Origin of the sequence: Mesorhizobium sp. ISC25 (assembly GCF_042295465.1) — a bacterium.
Classification (GTDB): domain Bacteria; phylum Pseudomonadota; class Alphaproteobacteria; order Rhizobiales; family Rhizobiaceae; genus Mesorhizobium.
In genome coordinates, this window is sequence record NZ_CP135441.1 from 5,552,952 (window position 1) to 5,573,839 (window position 20,888).

At 61.8% G+C, this 20,888-nt stretch carries 18 protein-coding genes; 8 read left to right on the forward strand and 10 right to left on the reverse strand.

What is annotated here, in order from left to right:
• Positions 1-43 precede the first annotated feature (43 nt).
• A complete protein-coding gene (locus tag RQ479_RS27370; RefSeq protein ID WP_376703072.1) occupies positions 44-973 on the forward strand; it encodes a LysR family transcriptional regulator in 930 nt (309 codons plus the stop codon).
• 86 nt (positions 974-1,059) lie between these two features.
• Positions 1,060-2,220: an MFS transporter gene (locus tag RQ479_RS27375; protein ID WP_376706026.1), complete on the forward strand. Its 1,161-nt coding sequence runs from the start codon at positions 1,060-1,062 to the stop codon at positions 2,218-2,220.
• On the opposite strand, the gene rutD is transcribed toward RQ479_RS27375, so the two are convergent.
• Complete coding sequence (gene rutD, locus RQ479_RS27380; protein WP_376703073.1) at positions 2,202-3,041, reverse strand: pyrimidine utilization protein D; 840 nt, start codon at positions 3,039-3,041, stop codon at positions 2,202-2,204. The genes RQ479_RS27375 and rutD overlap by 19 nt on opposite strands.
• Before the next feature lie 400 nt (positions 3,042-3,441).
• On the opposite strand from rutD, the gene RQ479_RS27385 reads away from it, so the two are divergent.
• From RQ479_RS27385 to RQ479_RS27410, 6 genes are all read left to right on the forward strand, one after another.
• A complete protein-coding gene (locus tag RQ479_RS27385) occupies positions 3,442-4,512 on the forward strand; it encodes an amidohydrolase family protein (protein WP_376703074.1) in 1,071 nt (356 codons plus the stop codon).
• Positions 4,502-4,906: a metal-sulfur cluster assembly factor gene (locus RQ479_RS27390; protein ID WP_376703075.1), complete on the forward strand. Its 405-nt coding sequence runs from the start codon at positions 4,502-4,504 to the stop codon at positions 4,904-4,906. The genes RQ479_RS27385 and RQ479_RS27390 overlap by 11 nt, the downstream gene beginning before the upstream one ends.
• Positions 4,907-4,908: 2 nt before the next feature.
• On the forward strand, positions 4,909-6,057 hold the full coding sequence (locus tag RQ479_RS27395; protein WP_376703076.1) for a sugar ABC transporter substrate-binding protein: 1,149 nt from the start codon (positions 4,909-4,911) through the stop codon (positions 6,055-6,057).
• A 5-nt stretch (positions 6,058-6,062) separates the two neighbouring features.
• On the forward strand, positions 6,063-7,610 hold the full coding sequence (locus tag RQ479_RS27400; RefSeq protein ID WP_376703077.1) for a sugar ABC transporter ATP-binding protein: 1,548 nt from the start codon (positions 6,063-6,065) through the stop codon (positions 7,608-7,610).
• Between the two features lie 5 nt (positions 7,611-7,615).
• Positions 7,616-8,632: an ABC transporter permease gene (locus RQ479_RS27405; protein WP_376703078.1), complete on the forward strand. Its 1,017-nt coding sequence runs from the start codon at positions 7,616-7,618 to the stop codon at positions 8,630-8,632.
• 917 nt (positions 8,633-9,549) lie between these two features.
• Positions 9,550-10,932, forward strand: coding sequence for an IS1182 family transposase (locus RQ479_RS27410; protein ID WP_376701895.1), 1,383 nt, complete (start codon positions 9,550-9,552; stop codon positions 10,930-10,932).
• A 182-nt stretch (positions 10,933-11,114) separates the two neighbouring features.
• Here RQ479_RS27410 and RQ479_RS27415 read toward each other — a convergent pair whose 3' ends face one another.
• From RQ479_RS27415 to RQ479_RS27455, 9 genes are all read right to left on the reverse strand, one after another.
• Positions 11,115-12,104 (reverse strand): GlxA family transcriptional regulator, encoded by a 990-nt coding sequence (locus RQ479_RS27415; RefSeq protein ID WP_376703079.1) that lies wholly within the window; start codon positions 12,102-12,104, stop codon positions 11,115-11,117.
• Positions 12,105-12,161: 57 nt separating this feature from the next.
• Positions 12,162-13,160 (reverse strand): 4-hydroxyproline epimerase, encoded by a 999-nt coding sequence (locus RQ479_RS27420; protein ID WP_376703080.1) that lies wholly within the window; start codon positions 13,158-13,160, stop codon positions 12,162-12,164.
• Between the two features lie 19 nt (positions 13,161-13,179).
• Positions 13,180-14,040, reverse strand: a complete 861-nt coding sequence (locus tag RQ479_RS27425) for an ABC transporter permease (RefSeq protein WP_376703081.1) — start codon at positions 14,038-14,040, stop codon at positions 13,180-13,182.
• Entirely contained in the window at positions 14,037-14,885 is an 849-nt protein-coding gene (locus RQ479_RS27430; RefSeq protein WP_376703082.1) for an ABC transporter permease, read from the reverse strand. The genes RQ479_RS27425 and RQ479_RS27430 overlap by 4 nt, the downstream gene beginning before the upstream one ends.
• A 15-nt stretch (positions 14,886-14,900) precedes the next feature.
• Positions 14,901-15,980, reverse strand: a complete 1,080-nt coding sequence (locus tag RQ479_RS27435; protein ID WP_376706027.1) for a glycine betaine/L-proline ABC transporter ATP-binding protein — start codon at positions 15,978-15,980, stop codon at positions 14,901-14,903.
• Between the two features lie 114 nt (positions 15,981-16,094).
• Positions 16,095-16,937, reverse strand: a complete 843-nt coding sequence (locus tag RQ479_RS27440; RefSeq protein ID WP_376703083.1) for a glycine betaine ABC transporter substrate-binding protein — start codon at positions 16,935-16,937, stop codon at positions 16,095-16,097.
• An 80-nt stretch (positions 16,938-17,017) separates the two neighbouring features.
• A complete protein-coding gene (locus RQ479_RS27445) occupies positions 17,018-18,349 on the reverse strand; it encodes an NAD(P)/FAD-dependent oxidoreductase (RefSeq protein WP_376703084.1) in 1,332 nt (443 codons plus the stop codon).
• Positions 18,346-19,863 (reverse strand): aldehyde dehydrogenase, encoded by a 1,518-nt coding sequence (locus tag RQ479_RS27450; RefSeq protein ID WP_376703085.1) that lies wholly within the window; start codon positions 19,861-19,863, stop codon positions 18,346-18,348. The genes RQ479_RS27445 and RQ479_RS27450 overlap by 4 nt, the downstream gene beginning before the upstream one ends.
• Positions 19,856-20,767 carry a dihydrodipicolinate synthase family protein gene (locus RQ479_RS27455; RefSeq protein WP_376703086.1) on the reverse strand — a complete coding sequence of 304 codons (912 nt, stop codon included), beginning with the start codon at positions 20,765-20,767 and terminating at the stop codon, positions 19,856-19,858. Before RQ479_RS27455 ends, RQ479_RS27450 begins: the two co-directional genes overlap by 8 nt.
• Positions 20,768-20,888: the final 121 nt, after the last annotated feature.

A 20,888-nucleotide genomic window follows, 5' to 3' on the forward strand; every position in this document is an offset into this window, starting at 1 on the left:
ACCGGGATGACGGCGATCCAGAAACCGGCAGGAAGTTGAACGATTGGATCTGACGGCACTCAGGTACTTCTTCGAGACCGCGCTCGCGGGCTCCATTCGCCAGGCGGCCGAGCGTGTCCACGTCGCGCCGTCCGCCATCAGCCGTCAGATCGCCAAGCTCGAACACGAGCTGGGGACTGCGCTTCTCGAACGGCGGTCGAACGGTGTCCGGCTGACGCCGGCGGGAGAATTGCTTGCCAAGCAAATGCAGCTGACCGTGCGCGATATCACGCGCGTCAGAAGCCAGATCGACGAGTTGAAGGGACTGCGGCGTGGCGAGGTCTCGGTCTGGTGTATCGAGGGGCTGGTCGACAACTACCTGCCGGATGTAATCGGGCGTTTCACGCAGCAATATCCCGAGATAACCTTCAACATCGTCATCACCAGCACCGACCGTATCGTGCAGGCGCTCATCGCCGACGAGGCCGAGATCGGTATCGCGCTCAACGCCTCTCTCAAACAGCCCATCGTCAACAGCGGCGGCTGGTCCGAGCCGGTGCAGGCGATCGTGGCCCCAGGTCACCCGCTCGCCAATCGCAACTCGGTTACGTTGTCGGAGTTGACGGAATTCAAAGCCGCCTTGCCGGATACGACCTTCGGCGTGCGCCGCCTGGTCGATCGCATCCTTGAAAGCCAGGGAACGGTGCTGCGGGTTCTTGCGACGACCAACTCGATCCAGATGACGGCATCCATCGCGCGGCAGGGAATTGCCTTTACCCTGATGCCTTATTTCGCCGTGGCGCGGGATTGCGCGGCCGGCTCCCTCGTGGCGGTGCCACTCGCGGAAACCGAAATGGAGTTGGCATGCGTGGAATTCTGCACCCATGAAAGCCGCCGTTTGCCGCTCGCGGCGCGCGAGTTTCTGAATTTTCTGAAAAGCTCCGCGCCGGCATCGCATAACCCGCGCAAGAAACGCCTGCACGCGGTGGCATGAGAGCGGAGCAAGTCAGTCGACCATCGAATCCGGCCTAAGAGCGCAAAGCGAAAATGACGAGATCGGAGAGACGCTGGCCTGTGGTCATGGGGCTGGGCGCCACCCAGATCATCAATTGGGGCTCGACCTTCTACCTGCTGGCAGTCCTGGCCCAGCCAATTGCCAAGGACACATCCTGGCCGCTGCCGTGGGTCGCCGCAGGACTTTCGGTAGGTCTGCTGTCAGCTGCCCTGGTATCCCTTAAACTGGGCTCGGCCATACGAAAATATGGCGGGAGGAACGTCCTCGCCGCCGGATCGATCGCGATGGCATTGGGCATGGCCGTCATGGCCTGGGCATCCAGCCTGGAAATCTATCTTGTTGCCTGGATCTTGCTTGGTTTCGGCATGGCGGCCGGCTTGTATGATGCCGCCTTTGCGGCGTTGGGCTCCATCTATGGCCGCGGCGCACGAAGCCTTGTTGCCTCCCTGACGCTGATTGCGGGTTTCTCCAGCACGATCACCTGGCCCATGAGCGCCGTGATCCTGCATTATACCGGCTGGCGCGGCGTCTGCCTCGTCTACGTTGCGCTGCATCTGCTGGTTGCCTTGCCGCTCCATTTGCTGATGGTTCCCAATCATAGCTCGCCCGAGGTTTTGGACACCGGTGGCGAGGCTGGAACATCGCCGCTCTTGGCATTGTCCGAGCGGCCCAGTTTCTTGATGATGGCGGCGGCACTGACCACAATAAGTACGATCGCGGCCGTCTTGTCGGTTCATATCATCGCCATACTGACCGGGAACGGTCTAGCGGCGGATACGGCGGTTGGGCTGGCCGCATTGATCGGGCCTTCGCAGGTCCTGGCGAGATTCATCGAGGTCGCGGTTGGCCACCGTTACGATCCACTTTGGACGCTGCTGGCGGCTGCGATGTTGATCTTGCTCGGGCTTGCGATTCTGCTTCTGGGTCCATCGCTGGTGTGGCTGGCTCTGGTCATTTACGGGGCCGGTGCGGGGATCGGTTCGATCGCGCGCGGCACCGTGCCGCTGTCCATCTTCGGCGCCGCTCGCTACCCGAGCATCATGGGTCGTTTGGCCTCGGTGGGCCTGCTCGCACAGGCCGCGGCCCCTCCCATTGCCGCCATGATCCTGGTGGCCAACCCGGATTTGCTCGCCATCCTGCTCGTGGCTCTGGCAGCGCTGGCTGTCGCGTTTGTCGTTTGTTTGCTGAATATCAAGAGGGACCGTGATCAGTCGGTGCCTTCATAAAGCTGAGATACCGATCCGAAAGGCCTGGGGCGGTCTTCATGAAGAAATGGCAGGACCGCGGCGATGAATTCTTCCGGCAGGACCTGAGAGCAGGCATGCCCGCCGCGCGGCATGATCTGTAGCCGCGCGTTTGGGATCAGCTGCGCCAGCTGTCGAGAAAAATATGCGGGCGTCAGGAAATCATCCTGCGCGCAAAGCACCAGGGTCGGCGCTGAAATCCGACCCAGATCCTGCTCGCGGTCGAAGTTCATCACCGCATCGCAGCGGCTCGCCGCGATCGTCGCTGACGGGAAAGATGGCAGCGATGCGGCATCAGCTGCATCGAGCATCACCGCGTTCTGGTTGATCCACCAGTCGGGAAACAGGAAGAACGCCGTGGCGCTGATATATTCGGCGGCGGTTGGCGATTTCAGCAGGGCCTTTCGGCATTCGAAGACGCGACGCATGAATGCGTCGCACTTCGTCCAGGTGGCATAGAGCACCAGCCTGTCTATGCGCTCGGGATGATCGATCGCCAGGACCTGTCCTATCGCACCGCCTGTGGAATGGCCGACAAGGTGTGCCTTATCGAGCTTCAGGTGGTCCATGAGCCCAAGAAGATCGTCGGCCATCTGCCCGACGGAATAGTCGATTTCCGACCGGCTGCTGCGTCCGGTTCCTCGGTGGTCGTGGACGATCACGCGGAAGTCTTTCGAGAACTGACGAATTTGCGGCTGCCAGTAGGCGCCCAACCCGCCCAGGCCGGCGACCATCAGCAGCGGCGGACCTTCGCCGTAGACGTCATAGTGGATTTCTCCGGTGCTAAGTTTCGCCGTCGGCATTCCACGTCTCCATCTGATGAGGCGATTGCCGAAGCCCTCGTCAGCCCGGCAGGACTGCTGATGACACCGGCAACGGCAGCAGCGACGGCTTCTGAATAGGTGTCAGCGGCCGACGATGTTTTCGCCAGCAAGGATGCCTGTCCGGGCGTGCATGGTGGTAGCGCAATGTTGGCCTTGCCGTGTTGCCCAGAACGTATCACCGGCCGGACTGGGCAAACCTCGGGGGCAGCGGGATTGCGTTGCCGCAAGGGCAACGCCAGGCCGCCAACACGGCGCTACCAGCCGCGGCTGTTCTTCTGCGATGGTTGAGCTTCAGTCAGGTGATCGATGCAGTTGGCAAGCGGCCCACCGATCTCGTCTGACATCGCCGAAGAGGCGGTCAAGCTTATCGAGGGACAAGATGCTGAACGACGTTTTCGTTTTGGATGCGATTTGCCATGCCTACAATTTTCGTCAGGCAAACCGCATCGGACAACCCTATGCCAACGGCATCGCAGATGGCGTGTTCCAGATGCACCGGGAGTTCTCGCCGCCCAACCGGCCGGATCTGCTTCTCGATCGCGACACATTCGACAACAGGATCTGCGATGTCGACGTCACCGGGCATTCAATCTTCGGCGAAAGCCACACCGATGCCGTCATTTATCACGAGCTCCCGCTCTACGGCTATTTCAAGGATGGCGGCTCGCCGCTGGCGATTGGCGAGGGGATGCGCGACCGCTGGCCCGGACGCGTGTTTCTCTACGGCGGTATCTCGCCGCATCAGGACGGCGTGCTCGACCGCATCGACGAATTGGTCGAGAAGCACAAGATTTCAGGCATCAAGCTTTACCCGCACGACATGATCGACGGGAAGCTTCGGTCGTTCGGCATGGATGATGCCGAGCTGATGTATCCGATCTTCGAACGGGTGCGTAAGCGCGGGCTGCGCATGGTTGCCATTCACAAGGCGATCGTCATGGGGCCGGTGCCGATCGAGCCGTATTTTCCCTTCGAGGTGGGTGCGGCTGCCCGGGCATTTCCCGAACTGACATTCGAGATCGTGCATGGCGGCTGGGCCTTCATGGAAGAGACCGTGTCACTTCTGCAATGGCATCCCAACATCACGGTGAGCACCGAGGGGACCACGGGCCTGCTGTTGAAGGCGCCACGCAAGTTCGCCGAGATCCTCGGGACGCTCATGGCGGCCGGCGCGACGGACAGGATCCTGTGGGCCATCGGCGGGCTCATGATCCATTCGCGGGATTTCGAGGAAGCGTTCTGGCGCTTCGAGATGCCCCAGGACCTGATCGACGGCTACGGCTTTCCACCGCTGACCGACGAGGTGAAGCGCGGCATCCTTGGTCTCAATGCGGCTCGCCTCCTCGGCCTCGATGTTCAGGCGACAAAGTCGGCGATAGCCAATGACGAGTTCGCCAAACCGCGGCGCCTGGCGCCGCAATGGTCGGAGCTGCGCAAACATGCAGCCTGATCCGATTTCGGCAGCCCAGGTCAGGCTGGCGCTGGAGACCGTCGTCGATCCGTGCAGCCGATCGGCTGGCGCACCGGCGGGTCTGGTTTCGATGGGGCTGGTGGGGCCGATCGAGATCGAGCCGCGCAGCGACGGCGCACACATTCGCGTGACGCTCTACATCACCGAGCCCGGCTGCATGATGGGAGCATTCTTCAAGATTACGGCCGAAAGCGTGCTCGCCGCCCTGCCTGGCGTCGCGGCCGCGAGTGCAAACATCGACTACGGGCATATGTGGCTGCCGACGCAGATGTCGGCTGCCTACCGCGAACGGCTGGCAAGAGTTCGTGCCTGTCACCGGGGACCGGATGTCGGGCACGCAACGTCATCGGGAACACAACAACAAGGAGGGTAACCATGTCCAAATCGAATTTCTTAAGCAGGTCACTGCGACCGTTGATCGTTACGGCTGCGGCGCTGACCATCGCTTCCACCTGGGTTGCGGATAATTCAAGGGCCGACGACCTCGGCTACGCCAACAAGGTGGTCGGCGCGGCGCTTCTGAGCAAAATGTCGAAGGCGCCGCTCGACGTTGGCGGCGTCGCCTGGAGCGGGAGCGACATCTCGCCGGCGCCGATCAAGGGCGGCAAGGTCGCGATCATGCCTTGTCCACTGGCCTATGCGGTGTGCCAATACCTCTACCAGTCGGCGGCGGACGCCGCCAAGGCCATCGGCTGGGAAGCCTTTCCCATCGACAACAAGGGCGACCCAGCGGTTGCACAAAAAGGCGTCGATGCCGCCATCAACAAGGGTGTCAACTGCGTGTTGACGCTGGCATCACCGGCTCGCGACATCAAAGCCCAGATCACACGCGGCAAAGGGAAGGGGATCGCGTTTGTCACTGGCTTCTCCGATGATCCGCGCGAATTCGGCGGCGATGTCGGCTACGGCCTCGACTATGCGGCGGCAGGCTCGATACTCGGCGCATACATCATCGCCCATGGCGGCGGGGGCATCGTTGTGTTCAACGCGCCGCAAGATCCGCAGCTGACGGTTCGCATCAACGGCTTCAAGAAATTCATCGAGCAATATGGAGGGTCGTCGGCAAAGATCATCCACGAGGAGGATTTCTCGCTTGCCCAGGGCGGGCCAGGGGAGATCACCAAGATGCAGGCGCTCCTGACCCGCTACCCAAAGGATTCGTTCAAATGGGTGATCGCGCCTTTCGACGAGACCCTTACCCCGCTTCTGCAGACTGCCCAGCAGCGCGACAGAACCGAGATCAAGGGCGTCAGCTTCGATGGCGAGGAAGTTGCATATGCCGACATCCGCAAGGGCGGTCCGCAGGTGGCAACCATGAGCTGGGGGCTTGAGTGGGTGGCGTGGGCGGGCATCGACGAATGCAACAGGGCGCTTAACAAGGCGGAAGTGGGGGTCAACAAGGACTTTCCGTTGCAGATAACCGAAGCCAGCAACGTTCCGGGCAAGGATCTCAAATACGACTTCAACTTCGACTTCAAGTCCTACTACACCAAGATGTGGGCAGCCGCAGCCGCCGCGAACTAAGTCCCATGGCAGCTCTCCCTGCATTAGCCCCAGACAATGGCCAAGCGCGCCCGGTACTGGAATTGCGCGACGTCACCAAGTCGTTTGGACCGATCAAGGTTGTCGATCGCGTAAGTCTGGAACTTCATGCAGGCGAGATACATGCCCTGGTGGGCGAAAATGGAGCCGGCAAGTCCACGCTGATCCGTGTGCTTGCCGGCGACCACATCCCGGAGTCCGGCGAGATCATTTTGGCCGGACGGGCGGTGCGCTTTGCCCATCCCGCGCAGGCGATGGAAGCAGGCGTTGGGTTCGTCCATCAGGTTCCGATGTTCGTTCCCACTCTATCAATCACGGAGAATCTTTTTCTCGGCGTGCCCTTCGCCAAGGGCAAGGCGGGGTTGATCGACTGGCGTGCGGCGCATCGCATCGCGAGTGATGACCTTGCCCGGGTCGGCCTTGTCGTCGATCCGCGGCAAAGACTGGAACTGCTCAGGCCGCACGAGCGACAACTCGTGGCTGTCGCCAGGGCGCTGAAACGCAATCCTCGTATCCTCGTCCTCGACGAGGTCACGGCTTCGCTCTCCGAGCCGGAGGTAAGAATTCTTCACGAGGTCATCCAGCGACTGCGCCACGGCGGCGTTGCCATTGTCTGTGTCAGTCACCGGCTCGAAGAGATTTTCCGCTTGGCGGATCGGGTGACCGTTTTGCGGGATGGTCGAAAGATCGCGACGTTGCCGGTCGAGGGACAGACACAGCGCAGCATTGCCGAACTCATTGTCGGCTCGTCGCTGGAACATCTATTCGGCCGACGGTCGGGTCCGTCGCCCAGGAGCGCATCCAAGCCGGTCCTGGAGGTGCGCGGGCTAAGCGACGGCAAGCTTCGCGACATTTCGTTTTCGCTGGCGCGCGGTGAGATCCTCGGTTTGGCCGGTCTCGGTGGATCCGGGCGAACGCGGCTTTTGCACATGCTCTTTGGGGCTCGCCAGACTGTCGGCGGCGAGGTGGCGGTTGATGGTGTGCCGACAAAGTTGGCGAGCCCCGCTGACGCACTGCGTTGTGGCATCGCGCTGCTCACCGAGGACAGGCAGCAGGACGGCTTTGTGCAGACCATGCCGATCTGGCAGAATGTGACACTGCCCTGGCTCAGCCGCTATCGGCGCAATTGTCTCCTCAAGCCGGCAACCGAGCGCACCACAGCCGTCACTTTCACGACGCGGCTCGCCGTTCGCATGCCCGGTATCGACGCACAGATGAGCCAGCTGTCGGGCGGCAACCAGCAGAAAGTGCTGCTCGGCCGCTGGATTTCCGGCAGCCCCCGGATTCTTCTTCTCGACGAGCCGACGCACGGTGTCGACATCGGATCCAAGGGCGAGATCCACGAGATTATCCGTGGTCTTGCAAGCGAAGGCATCGGTGTCGTCTTCGCGTCATCGGAACTGGAAGAGATCGAGGCTCTCGCGCACCGGGTCCTCCTGCTCGGCGAGGGCAAGATTACTGGCGAATATCGCGGCATCGAGGTGAGCAAGGAGAGGATCCTGCATGCCTTGCTGGCCGAACGTGGAAAGGACTGACCCCTATGGACTTGCCTGTCGCATCAGCTGGAAGCGAGGAGTTGGGCGGGCGCATCAAGACAGTGGCCTTTCGGCGCAGTCTCGATCTCGGTAGCCTGATGCCGATCATTTTCTTTGCCGCCCTGGTGTTTGTTTTCGGCGCGGCGGAACCCCAGGCTTTCCTGTCGCACGACAACTTCAATTCCATTCTCAATGATGGCGCGGTGCTCGCCATTCTCGGCTGTGGCCTGACCGTCGTGCTGATCGTCGGCGAGTTCGATCTGTCGATTGCCGCGGCCGCGTCATTCGGCGGCGCGCTCGCCGCGGTGCTGGGTACTGATCTCGGCTGGCCGGTCCTGCCGATCGTTCTTGCCGTCGTCGCCAGCGGCATCCTGATCGGCATGGTCAACGGCGTGTTGATCACGCATTTCGAAATCCCCGCATTGATCGCCACGATCGGCGTGTCGAGCCTGCTCGACGGCATGACGCTGTGGATCACCGGCAACTCAATCATATTCACCGGCTTCACCGACCAGTTTCTTTTCGTAGGCAGTTGGTCGCTCTGGGGCCTGCAGGCGCCCGTCTTCTATCTCGCGTTTGTTGCGGTGGTGCTAATTGTGATCCTTGGATACACAAAGACCGGCCGTCACCTCTATGCGACCGGCGGCAACCGGGCGGCGAGCCGAATGTCGGGCATCGACGTCAAGCGCAGGGTGATGCTGGCCTTTGTCGTGGCGGGCGCACTCGGCGCGCTCGCCGGTTTCGTCTATACCTCGAGGCAGGGATCGCTTACGCCGCAGTTCGGCACCGGCTTTCTGCTGCCCACTTTTGCCGCGTCGTTCCTGGGATCGGTTACGCTGAGCCAACGCTCGTTTCACATCGTAGGCACGCTGATCGGCGTCTATCTCATCGAGACAGGCAGTGTCGGCCTGCTAATTGTCGGAGGGCCGGCCTACACCCAGCAGCTATTTGCCGGCGCCGTTTTGATCCTCGCCACGGTCGGCGCGCGCTACCAGCGTCCGTTGGGCGTCCGCAAGAGTTGACCATCAGGCGTTCCCGCATTGATCGAGAACCGCTCGTTGCGTCGCAATCGCTTGGCCGACAGTATCCATGAAGGCTCGGATGCGGGGCAAGCGTCGCAGTCGCTCATGAGTCAAAAGCCAAAGTGAGCTCGAACCGGGCACCGCCTTGAACGCCGCCTTTTGAAGTGTCTGGTCCCTCTCGCGCCGCGCCAAATCCTTAAACGGCAGCTTTCGCTCCTAAGAGCCGAGCGCCGTCGGTCGGCACGCGGCCCAAATCCTGCTGTATGCAGGTCTATTCGCCATATTGGGCACCGAATTACGCGGGCTTTCGTGGCCAGGCGGGCAGGGCGCTACACCATTTGCTCTCCATCGCTTCCTTCGCCGTTTCGCCAGCCATCTCTGCTGAAGCGAAGGGGGCTGAAACACGGGAAAATTCGCACGCCTGTGTACAAAAGCGAACCGTGGAGTGGAAAAGGCGGTGGCTCGCCGGGATCGGCGAAGCCGCGAATTACGAATTCTCTATAGCCCCTTCGCCAAAATTCGCCCCGAGAACTCAAGGCGCGAAAACGCGACCGAGACCGCGCGGACGCACTTCGCCTTGCTGGTGATCTCCAACCGTCACTTCGCGACCGAGCTGTCGCTCTCGTGCGCAAGGGCGGTGAAGTGCGGACCTATGATCTGACGAATGCAGGAATACCTCGGTGTTGCCTGTCCCGGATGTGCAAGGAAGGACTACTTGTGAAGGTGGGCTACGGGCGGATCGCGCTGCGGTGTTCGACGCTGCAGGGTCTTGAGGCACATCTAATTGATCGCGACTGCCTCAAGCACTGGAATTCGCCCGCGCATGTGGCAGCTTTGCGCCGATTGTGTTGAAAAACTCCGGCTTGAAGCAGCTCTGAAGCACTGATTCAATCTCCTTGGTAAAGGAGATTGAGTCGATGATGGGCGAACCGACGGTGATGCAGGAGGCGCTGTTCTACGAGTTCAGCATCGAGCGTCACGTCCCTGCTGACCATCTGTTGCGCTCGATCGACCGCTTCGTCGACCTGTCGGGGCTACGCTCGCATCTGCGGCCGTTCTACAGCGAGATCGGTAGGCCCTCGATCGATCCGGAACTGATGATCCGGATGCTAATCGTCGGCTACTGCTTCGGCATCCGTTCCGAGCGCCGGCTTTGCGAGGAAGTGCATCTGAATCTCGCCTATCGCTGGTTTTGCCGGCTTGGCCTGGAGGGTGATGTCCCCGATCATTCCACCTTCTCGAAGAACCGGCACGGCCGCTTTCGCGACAGCGATCTGCTGCGCGAACTCTTCGAGACGACGGTGCGCCGTTGCATCGAAGAAGGTCTCGTCGGCAACGAGGGCTTCGCCGTCGATGCCAGCCTCATCAGGGCGGACGCGAACAAGCAGCGCTCTGCCGAGGGATCGGAGCAGGTCGACTGGGAGACGATGGCGGCAACGCGCCGCTCGGTACAGGAGTATCTCGACACGTTGGACGATGCCGCGTGGGGTGCAGCGAGCGAGGTGAAGCCGAAGTTCATATCGAGGTCCGACCCGGCGGCTCAGTGGACGGGAGCGATGAAGGGGCATGCCTTCTTCGCCTACGCCACCAACTATCTGATCGACCTGGATCACGCCGTCATCGTGGACGTCGAGGCAAGCCGGGCCATACGCCAGGCGGAAGTCGGCGCGGCACGCACCATGATCGATCGCGCCCAGGATCGCTTCGGCCTCTATCCGGAACGCCTGGCCGCCGACAGCGCGTACGGCTCGGCCGAGATGTTGGGCTGGTTGGTGCACGAGCGCGGCATCGAGCCGCATATCCCGGTCTTCGACAAGTCGGAGCGTCGCGATGGGACCTTCGAGCGGGCAGAGTTCAGCTATGATCGCGAGCGCGATCTCTACACCTGTCCAGGCGGCAAGGAGCTCAGGCAGTATCGTCGGCGGTTCGTTTCACCCCGCGACGGTGTCGACGACGAGGGCTTCATGCGCTACCGCGCCAGCAAGCTCGACTGCGACGTCTGCGCCCTCAAGCCTCGATGCTGTCCGAACGGTCCAGCCCGCAAGATCCTACGCTCTATCCACGAGGGTGCGCGGGACATGGCCCGCGATATTGCCGCCACCGACGCCTATGTCACCTCGCGTCGCGAGAGGAAGAAGGTCGAGATGCTGTTTGCCCACCTCAAGCGCATCCTGAAGCTGGATCGCTTGCGACTACGAGGACCAAACGGTGCTCGAGACGAGTTCCATCTGGCAGCCACTGCCCAGAACCTCCGGAAACTCGCCAAGCTGATTCCGGTGCCGATGCCGAAACCGGCATGAGGCGGAAGACGTCTGCTCACGACCTAACATCAGTCGATGTCGTGGCCGAGACGCGGCCGACTTTTTCAACGATATCCGCCAATGTCGGCCGGTCAGATGTTTTTTTCAATTTCCTGAAAGCGGACGTCGAGCATATGGACGTCTCCGTCGGCAGCAAAATCAGACGTGTGACGCAACGCGCCCTAGCGAGGGATTGCCGATCTCACTTTGCTCGGCTGCACACCAAAGGTCTCACGAAAGGCTCTGGAGAAATGGGAGGCGTTTTCGAAGCCAACCTCGATTGCGATATCGAGCATTGGAACGCCGGTCTCCAGCAGCAACTGCTTCGCTCGTTCAAGCCGCAACCTCTTGTAAATGAGTGCCGGAGAGCTCTTCGTTTTTTCCATAAACAAGCGCTCAAGTTGCCGTCGGGATAGCCCGACCGATGACGCGATCTCGGAAATCGACAGCGTATTCTCGATATTGCTCTCCATCATGATCAGCGCCGCCTGCAGCCGCGGTTCATTGCACTCGATGGCAAGCGGTCTGCGTGGTTGGATGTGCATGGCAGAGCGCGCCTTATCGATCTGCAAAACTTCAAGGGCATTTCGCTCGGCTCGTTCGCTGATGTGGCGCCTCACGATCGACGCAGCCATGTCCGCCACGCTGCTGCCACCGGCACAAGATCCCCTGGTGCGATCGAGGTTGAAAATGCGGTCTGCCCTGACTTCGAGGTCCGGGAAACGCTGGCGGAACGCCTGATAATGCAACCAACTCACGCAGGCCCGATGGTACTTCATCAGGCCGGCCTCTGCCAGGATGAAGGTTCCGGTGCAGACCCCGATCAACGGAACTTTGCTGGCCGAGGCTCGCTTGAGATAGCGGGCCGTTTCGTCGTCCACCGGGAACTCGCTGTTCAACAGCCCCCCGACGACGACAATATAGTCGAACACGCTGGGATCCACGAGATCGGACGTCGGCGCGACCTGCACGCCGCAGCTGGCGGTGATCAGGTGCCTGGTGCTCCCCAGAACCTGCCAGTCCGCGAAAACCCTGCCGGATCTGTCTGCTTCGTCGCTGGCCAGGCGCAGCGTATCGACAAACAACGCAAACGCTGAAAGCGTGAAGGAGCGGGCGAGGATAAAGCCGATTTTCAGGCGGCTGGTCTGGGCGCTTCCGCTCGCGGGTTTCATGTCCAACCTCCTCTGCCGCTATGCTCAGATGGCCTTACTGGCGGCGGTGAGCATCCTCTACTTGATCTGGAATCCGTGGGCCAGTGGATCGCGTTCATCGACGAATATGGTGTTGTGGCCGATGATCCGCGCCCAGCCGCCGACACTGGGCTTGATGCCCTTGAAGCGGCCTATGTCGGCCTCCGCCTCGACGCGGCCTTCGAACACCGTACCGATCAGGCTTTCCTGGCGGAAGCTATCGCCGACTTTCAATCGTCCCTTGCCATAGAGTTGCGCGATGCGAGCTGATGTTCCGGTGCCGCCCGGGGAACGGTCGATCGCCTTGTCGCCGTAGAATACGGCGCCGCGGCCGTCGGCATTACCGCCCGAGGGCTTGTCGCACCAGACGGCGTGGTGCACGCCGCGGATTCTTTCGTCTTCGGGATGGACCGGATCGCAGACGGGTTCGAGCGCGTCGCGAAGGCTGCGGCTGAGACCGACGATGTCGCTCGCCGACATGCCGTCTAGGCCCGGCCAAGACTCTTGCGGCTCGACGACGGCGTAGTAGTTGCCGCCATAGGCGACGTCGACGACGAGCCGGCCGAGACCGGGGACATCGACGGCGACGTCCGCTGCATGCAGATAGCTGGCAACGTTGAACATCCGGACGGAGTCCACGAACTCGCCGGGCTTTTCGTATTGGATATCGACCCTGCCAGCCGGAGTTTCGATGGAGAGCTTGCCGGGGACGCGCGGCGTCACGAGGCCCTCTTCGATTGCGGCGGTCACAAGGCCGATCGTGCCGGCGCCACACATCGGCAGGCAGCCGCTGACTTCGATGAAGATCACGGCGAAGTCACAGTCATCACCGTAGGCAGGATAGATGATCGCACCCGACATGATGTCGTGTCCGCGCGGCTCGAACATCAATGCCTGCCGGATCCAATCATGATCGCGCACGAACAGTTCGCGTCGTTCGGCGATCGGGATGTGGGGCAGCAAGGGACCGCCTGCCGCGACGAGCCGCACCGGATTGCCGCAGGTGTGGGCATCGATACAGAAGAAACTGCGGCGCATGGCATTGTCCTTTGGTGGTTCAGGTGGCCTTCGCTGCGCCGGGCGCCTGGCTGCGCTGCAGCACGCCCCTTGAGACCCTGTCGAGGAGGATGGCGACGGCGACGATCGACAGTCCGGCCCGCAGGCCCAGACCCATTTCCATCCGCGTCAATCCCCGCGTCACCTCGGCTCCGAGGCCGCCAGCTCCAACGAGGCCGGCCAGGACGACCATGGCAAGGGACAACAGGATGCACTGGTTGAGGCCGACCAGCAGTGTCGGGGTGGCCGAGGGGATTTCGATCTTGAACAGAATCGACCGCGGCGAGGCGCCAGTAGCTTGGCCGAGCTCCAGCAGGTCTTTGGGCACCTGGTTGAAGGCCAGAGTGGTCAGGCGCAGCATCGGAGGTATGCCGTAGACGATCGTCGCAATGATCGCCGGAACGCGGCCGAGGCTGAAGATCATGACCGCGGGAATGAGATAGACCCACGGCGGCACGGTCTGCATGATGTCCAGCACGGGTCGGATCGCGGCCTCAAATTTTCTGTAGCGTGATGCCAGGATGCCGAGCGGGAAGGCGATCGACACGGAAATGATCGCCGCCACCGTCACCAGCGCCAGCGTCTGCATCGAGGCCGCCCAAAAGCCCGCCAGCAGGCAGAACGCGAGCGCGATGCCTGTTATCACCGAGACCCGCACGCTGACGAGGAACGCGGCGAGTAGGACAGCCACGAGGATCGTCGCAAAAGGCGGCGGGTAGAGCAGAACGGTTTCGATACCACTCAAGACGGCCTCGATCAGCTTCGTCACCGCCTCGAAAAATGGATGGAAGTTCTTGTTCAGCCAATCCACGGCAGGAGCAAGGTAGGCGCCCGGCGAAAATCGCAACAGATCAAGGTTCATCTTACGCCTCCCTCGGCGCGGTGCGCCGCGCTCTGCGTGAGCCTATCGAGCACCATGGTCAGGATGACGATCGCGATCGCGGCGTTGATCGACGTGGCGATGTCGAGCGTGCGCACGGCTGTGTAGATTGTCTCTCCGAGACCGCCCGAGCCGACGATGCCGGCGATGACCACCATGCCGAACGCCATCATCAGGCTCTGGTTGATCCCGGCCATCACGCTTGGGATGGCGAAAGGCAGCCTGATCTTGATGAACATCTGCCATGGCGTCAGGCCGCTTGCCTGGCCAAGCTCGATAAATTCGTGCGGCGTCATCCGGATGCCCAGCGACGTGAGCCGGATGGCGGGCGGCATGGCGACGATGATGGTGGCCACGAGCGCGGTCGCCGGCCCATAGCCCAGGAGCGCGATCGCCGGAAGCAGGTAGATATAGGGCGGAAGCGTCTGGATCAGGTCGAGCACTGGCTCGAGAAATCGGTCGAACGACCTGACGAAGCCCGCTACGATCCCGACGGGAATGCCGACGACAAGGGCGAGGATCGTGGCCGTGGTCACCAGCGCCAATGTGCTCATGGTTTCGGTCCAGAGCCCCATGACTGCGCAGAAGATCAAGGCAAGGCCCGCGAGAACGCCTGCCAGGGCATTGATCAATCGCCATCCGAGCAGCGCCGCGATGATCGCGATCACGTAGAACGGTGCGAGTTGCAGGAGCCACAGGACGCCGTCGTAGGTCCCTTCAAGCACCGCCCTGAGAGAGTCGAACAACCATTCGCCGTTGTCGCTGATCCAGCCGAGCGCGTCGTCGGTCCAGCTGTCGAAAGTGTCCGCAATGAATGACGTATCCATTTCGCTGCTCCCGAATTATGCCGCGGCAAGCTCTCCCGCAGGCGCCCCAGCGACACCGCGGAGCAAGCCACGGATGGTGACGACACCGACGACGGTGCCATTCTCGACGACCGCGACCGCGTCGCGATCGGACTGCATGGTGAGGTCGATGAGTTCGCCAATGTCGGCCTCCGGCGAAGTGCGAAGCAGCGCGTTCACATCGCACTGCGGCTGCGAACTCTTAAACTCTGCTACCGGCCGCATGACGGTGTGAGCCTTGACCAGGTGGATCCTGGATATGCCTGCCACGAAATCGGAGACGTAGTCGTCGGCAGGTTTGGTGACGATTTCCTCAGCCGTTCCGACCTGGACGATGACACCATCCTTCATGATGGCGATGCGGTCGCCGATGCGGATGGCTTCCTCGAGGTCGTGGGTGATGAACACGGCAGACTTGCCGAGCGACTTGGTGAGGTTGCGAAATTCGTCTTGCAGTTGGCGGCGGATAAGCGGGTCAAGCGCGCTGAACGGCTCGTCCATGAGGATGATTTCAGGGTCTGCGGCCAGCGCCCGGGCGAGGCCGACGCGCTGCTGCATGCCGCCGGACAGTTCTTTGGGATAGCGCGACGTCCAGTCGGCAAGCCCGACCTTTTCGAGGGTTGCGCGGGCGATCCGGTTGCGCTCGTCTTTGGCAACGCCCCGCACCTCGAGACCGAAGGCGGCGTTCTCGAGAACCGTTCTGTTGGGAAGAAGCGCCACGCTCTGAAACACCATGCCGATGTTGCGGGCACGCATGTCGCGCAGTTCCGCCGCATTCAGCCTGGCGATCTCCTTGCCTTTCACGGTGATCTTGCCGAGGCTCGGTTCGATCAGGCGATTGAGGAGGCGGATCAGCGTCGACTTGCCGCTCCCCGACAGCCCCATGACGCAGAAGATCTCGCCGCGCCGGACCTGGAGGGTGGCGTCGGAGACACCCACCACGCAATCGAACTCCTGCAGCACCTGCTTCTTGGATAGCCCACGTTCGGATATGGCTTTGACGGCGGCCTGTGCGCGGCCGCCGAAAATCTTCCACACCGACTGGCAGTCGACCAGCACTTCACTGGCGTCATTCATCATCGCAGCGTTCATCGCGTTCCCCACGGGCCGGTTTGGTGTTGGCCTTCATGTTTTCGAAGTTTCTCGGCGGGCCGCCGACCCGGCGACCCGCCGTTTCGACAGTTACTGGGTCTAGATGTTCTCCCAGCGCTTCAGCAGGTCGGCATGACTGTCGGTCCAGGCCTTGATGGCCTCGTCCATGGTCTTGCCCTCGTTGACGGTGGAGTTGATCGAAGTGATATCGGCCAGCGGGACGTAGACGCTGGCGATCACTTCGCGTGCGTGCGGATTGTCGGCGGAGAAGCCCTTCTTGCCGATCCAGTAGTAGCTCTGCGGCGGCGGGAAGACCGCCTTCGGGTCCTTGAGGAACTTGACGTCATATTTCTGCATCATCCAGGAGGGCTCCCAGATGGTGACCGCGATCCATTCCTTGCGGTCGACGGCCGACTTGAGCGCTGCGGTCATGGCAGCGGTGCTGCCTTCGACGAGCTGCAGTTTCAGGTCGTATGCCTTCACCGAGTTTGCCGTATCACGCATGAGACCCGAACCGGGCTCGATGCCGACGATCTTGCCGCCGAACTTATCGGCGTTTTCGTTCAGCTGGTCCATGGAGTCGATCGGCACGTATTTCGGCACCGCCACACCCTGGAACAGGCCATGGGAAACCGGCGAGATCTTCTCCAGCTTTTTCTTGTTCTTGTCCCAGTAGTCCTGGGCGACATAGTCAGTCTGCGAGGCGAGGATCTGGACGTCGCCCTTGGCTAGGGCGGCATAGGCGATGCCCCACTCGGAGAAAGGCACCACCTTGACGGTGTAGCCGGAGTCTTCGAGCACCTTCTTGGTGATGCCGGTGATGGGGGTGAGGTCCTCCCAGGACATCGTGCCTATGGTAATGGTCTTTTCTTCCGCCTGAGCGGACAGCATGGTCATACCGACCATCGCGGCAGCGCAAAGCGCTTTCCACAACGTCTTCATTTTACTCACTCCTTATTTTCGTTCCCATTCTCATTTGAAGACTTTGCGGTCAGCTCAGTCTTCATATTGCGCGGCGAGGGTCATCCCTCGCGGCCTGCACGCAATTCCTGCCATCGGATCACGCTGTTGACACCGAGCCATGCGAGCGGCTCCGGAGGGAGCCGCGCGGGCTCCGGCTGATCCGAGAATTTGTCGAGCATGTCCGAACGGGTGCCGGTCGCCAGATCGGCAGCCATGACGCCCGCGAGCGTGCTTTTCACGGTCCCGAGGCCGTTCTCGCAGCATGCCGAATAGAGGCTCTTGTCGACTTCGCCGAAGGCGGGCACATGGTTTTTGCTGAGGCAAAGCCGCCCGGCCCAGACATGCTCGAACGGCACGTCCTGGAGGTCAGGAAATCTGGCGTCGAGCGACGTCCGCTGCTCGGCGGCGATTGCGGCCAATCGTTTCTCGCTGACCTGGACAGTCCAGTCGTAAGTGAACCGGGTCCGGATCACGATGCGTGAGACCCCATCGACGGTGATCTTCCTGACCGTCGCACCCATCGGATCGGCCGGAAGCAACGCCCACCGGTCCCTGCCAGTCGACCCCGAGGTGAAGGGGGCCGTCATCGATGCATAGGTGAAGATGTGCATCAGGCGGCCACGGAAGTGGCCGAAATCCTCGATGTGGCCATTGACTCCCAGGATGACTTTCGGCGCAGTCACACTTCCGCGACGCGATACGGCCCTCCACGTCCCGCCAAGCCGTTCGAGTTTGAGCACAGGGGAGCGCTCGAAGAGGTCGGCCTTCGATGCCAGCCCCGCGGCCAACCCGCGTATATAGTCGGCGGGCTGGATCATCACGGCGCCCGGTGTGAAGAGGCCGCCCAGATAGTAGGACGATCCGGTGATTTCCCGCATGTCGGCCGCATCCAGGAAGCGGTGCTGCTCGCCGATGGCCTTGAGGGAGCGGGCATAGTTCGCGTTGAGCCTTATCCCGCGCTCGGTGGCGGCAGCATTGATCTTGCCCGACGGATCGAAGGTCCGCACCGACATGCCGTACTCGGCCGCGGCATCGGCGGCGAAGGAGATCGCAAAACGGTTCTGGGCGATCTCCGTCCTTGTCTCGGCCTCGTCGGCGACGGAATATTCGCCCGACGAGATATTGTGCGGGACGTCGATCATGTAGCCGGAATTCCGGCCAGAGGTGCCCTTGGCGATCTCGCCCGCCTCCAGCACGACAATCTTGTCGCCAGGCCGCGTTTGAGATAGCCGCCGCGCGGCCGAGAGGCCGGCGAAGCCCGCGCCGATGATCAGCCAGTCGGCCGACACGTCGCCGTCGAGCGTTCGGATGGGAAAGCAGCGTCTGCTGATCGCCTCCCAGCCCGAGGTTCCGGATTCCGCCGGAAGCCGCTTGACGACGAGGTCGCTCATCTCACGGTCTCATCCAACGACCGATCCGAGACGTCGATCCAGACCGTCTTCAATTCGCAGTAGTTGTCATGCGCGAAGACTGACTTGTCACGTCCTCCGAAACCGGATTCCTTGTAGCCGCCGAACGGCGTCGTCGCGTCGCCTTCGCCAAAGCAGTTGACGGTGACGACACCCGCCCGGATTTCGCGCGAAAGCTTGATCGCCTTGCGCAGGCTTCCGGTGTAGACGGATGCGGTCAGACCGTAGTTCGTATCGTTGGCGAGAGCTATCGCCTCGGCAAGCGAGTTAAACGTCGTGACCGAAAGGATCGGTCCAAAAATCTCCTCCTGGAAGAGACGGCTCGAAGGTGTGACACCGTCGACGACGGTCGGCTCGATGTAGATGCCCTTGTGCGTGGTACCACCATGGACGACGGAGAGCTTTTCGGTCTTCACGTCGCCAAGAAAGGATTTCACCTTCTCGAAATGGTTCTTGCTGACCAACGCCCCAACGCGATTTTCCGGGTCGAGCGGATCGCCGGTCTTCCACTCGCGCATATAGGCGCCGATCCGCTGCAGCAACTCGTCCTTGATCTTGGCGTCGACGATGAGCCTCGACGTGGCCGAGCAGTTCTCGCCCATGTTCCAGAACGCGCCGTTGACCACCTGTTCGGCGACGAGGTCGAGGTCTTCGGCATCCTCCAGAACCACTGCCGGGTTCTTGCCGCCGCATTCGAGGACGACGCGCTTGAGATTGGAGTCGGCTGCGTAGTGCAGGAAGCGCCGACCCGTTGGTGTCGACCCGGTGAACGCCACCATGTCGACGCCCATGTGCATGCCGATCGACTCGCCGACGTCCTTGCCGCCACCGGTGACGACATTGAAGACGCCCGCGGGGATGCCCGCCTCATGCGCCAGCTCGGCGACGCGAAGCGTGGTCAGCGTCGTCTCCTGGGCGGGCTTCACGATAACCGAGCATCCGGCTGCAAGCGCCGGACCGATTTTCCAAGCCAGCATCAGCAGCGGAAAATTCCACGGCAGGACGCAGCCGACGACGCCGACCGGCTCGCGCACGACCATGGTCAGCGCGTTTGAGCCCACGGGGGCCGTGTTGTCGTAGAGCTTGTCGATCAGTTCGGCATGCCAACGGATGGTGTGAATCGTGTCCGGGACGTCGACGGTCTGGCATTCGCGCACCGGCTTGCCGCTGTCGAGGCTCTCCATGACCGCGAGTTCGTGACGGTTGCGCTCCATCAACTTCGCGAATTTGATGAGGACTGCCTTGCGCTCGCCAGGCGAGCGGAGATGCCAGCGGCCGTCGTCAAAGGCTTGCCTGGCCTTGGCCACGGCGAAATCGACATCGCTGGCGTCGCACGCCGCGATCTCGGCAAGTGTGTCGCCCGTCGCCGGATTGGTCGTCTTGAATGTCTTGCCGGAGTTTGCAGGACGGAACGCCCCGTCAATGAAGGCGTTGGTCGAGAACTGAATGTTTGCGGCGATCGCCTTGTATTCGGCGGCGGTCAAAGGTTCATGCATGGTTTGCTCCCGACGTGATCTGGGTGACCGTGCGCTTCAGCGTGGCGACGACAGTCTGGAGAGTTCGCTTCTCTTCCGAATTGAGAGGACGCAGCGGCGCGCGAACGCCGCCTGTCTTCAGGCCAATCAGCTCGCATCCGTGCTTGATCGACTGGACGAACTTTCCGCATTCGAGGAAGTCCATCAGCGGCAACATCGCAGTCATGAGGGCGCGGCCCTTGTCGAAATTCTTTTCGAGCACGCAGGCTTCGTAAAGCGCGACATGCTCGCGCGGCAGGAAGTTCGAACCCGCACAGACCCAGCTCCTGGCGCCCCAGGCGAAGAACTCAAGCGCCTGATCGTCCCAGCCGCAGGAAAGGGAGATGTGCGGGAACGTGCGGGCGAGCAGGTGGACGTTGCCCATCTCGCCGGAGCTTTCCTTGATCGCCACGACGTTCCTGGACTTGCCCACGCGGGCGAAATAGTCCTCTCGCATGGTGACGCCCATGCGGGCGGGATAGTTGTAGAGCATGATCGGCAGGTTCGCGGCCCGGTCGACCGTCAGCGCATGAACCGCGTTCTCGCGCTCGGTCGGGAGCGCGTATGGCGGCGACGAGACGAGGATCGCGTCGGCGCCGATCGCCTTCGCCGCCTTGGCGTATTCGACCGAGTCTTCGGTCCTGGTAGCGCCGGTTCCGATGATAAGCGGCAGCCGGGTGCCAATCACCTGCTTGGCGTAGGCCCCGAGATCGAAGCGCTCCTGGGCGCTCTGGGCATAATATTCGCCAGTCGATCCGCCAACGATGATGCCGTGCACCTTGGCTTCGATGAGTGACTCGAGAACGTTCGCGAAAGCGGCGTTGTCGATCTGCCCGGCCGGGTCGAACGTGGTCACCGCCGGCGTGTATATGCCCTCGAATTTCAAGACAATTCTCCATCCGTGGGGTGGCCGTTTCCGACCATGTGTCATTCGGCCAAACGAAGACCATTCGCGAATTCCCACGCGGGAATTCGCAGCGCTTGGAACCAGTTGATCGCATCTGATG

Coding starts and splice junctions, on each gene's coding strand:
- RQ479_RS27420 (WP_376703080.1), bottom strand. CDS start 13,160: ATGCGCCGCAGTTTCTTCTGTATCGATGCCCACACCTGCGGCAATCCG.
- RQ479_RS27440 (WP_376703083.1), bottom strand. CDS start 16,937: ATGAAGACGTTGTGGAAAGCGCTTTGCGCTGCCGCGATGGTCGGTATG.
- rutD (WP_376703073.1), bottom strand. CDS start 3,041: ATGCCGACGGCGAAACTTAGCACCGGAGAAATCCACTATGACGTCTAC.
- RQ479_RS27415 (WP_376703079.1), bottom strand. CDS start 12,104: ATGAAACCCGCGAGCGGAAGCGCCCAGACCAGCCGCCTGAAAATCGGC.
- RQ479_RS27410 (WP_376701895.1), top strand. CDS start 9,550: ATGATGGGCGAACCGACGGTGATGCAGGAGGCGCTGTTCTACGAGTTC.
- RQ479_RS27445 (WP_376703084.1), bottom strand. CDS start 18,349: ATGAGCGACCTCGTCGTCAAGCGGCTTCCGGCGGAATCCGGAACCTCG.
- RQ479_RS27430 (WP_376703082.1), bottom strand. CDS start 14,885: ATGGATACGTCATTCATTGCGGACACTTTCGACAGCTGGACCGACGAC.
- RQ479_RS27390 (WP_376703075.1), top strand. CDS start 4,502: ATGCAGCCTGATCCGATTTCGGCAGCCCAGGTCAGGCTGGCGCTGGAG.
- RQ479_RS27395 (WP_376703076.1), top strand. CDS start 4,909: ATGTCCAAATCGAATTTCTTAAGCAGGTCACTGCGACCGTTGATCGTT.
- RQ479_RS27375 (WP_376706026.1), top strand. CDS start 1,060: ATGGGGCTGGGCGCCACCCAGATCATCAATTGGGGCTCGACCTTCTAC.
- RQ479_RS27435 (WP_376706027.1), bottom strand. CDS start 15,980: ATGAATGACGCCAGTGAAGTGCTGGTCGACTGCCAGTCGGTGTGGAAG.
- RQ479_RS27400 (WP_376703077.1), top strand. CDS start 6,063: ATGGCAGCTCTCCCTGCATTAGCCCCAGACAATGGCCAAGCGCGCCCG.
- RQ479_RS27385 (WP_376703074.1), top strand. CDS start 3,442: ATGCTGAACGACGTTTTCGTTTTGGATGCGATTTGCCATGCCTACAAT.
- RQ479_RS27425 (WP_376703081.1), bottom strand. CDS start 14,040: ATGAACCTTGATCTGTTGCGATTTTCGCCGGGCGCCTACCTTGCTCCT.
- RQ479_RS27450 (WP_376703085.1), bottom strand. CDS start 19,863: ATGCATGAACCTTTGACCGCCGCCGAATACAAGGCGATCGCCGCAAAC.
- RQ479_RS27405 (WP_376703078.1), top strand. CDS start 7,616: ATGGACTTGCCTGTCGCATCAGCTGGAAGCGAGGAGTTGGGCGGGCGC.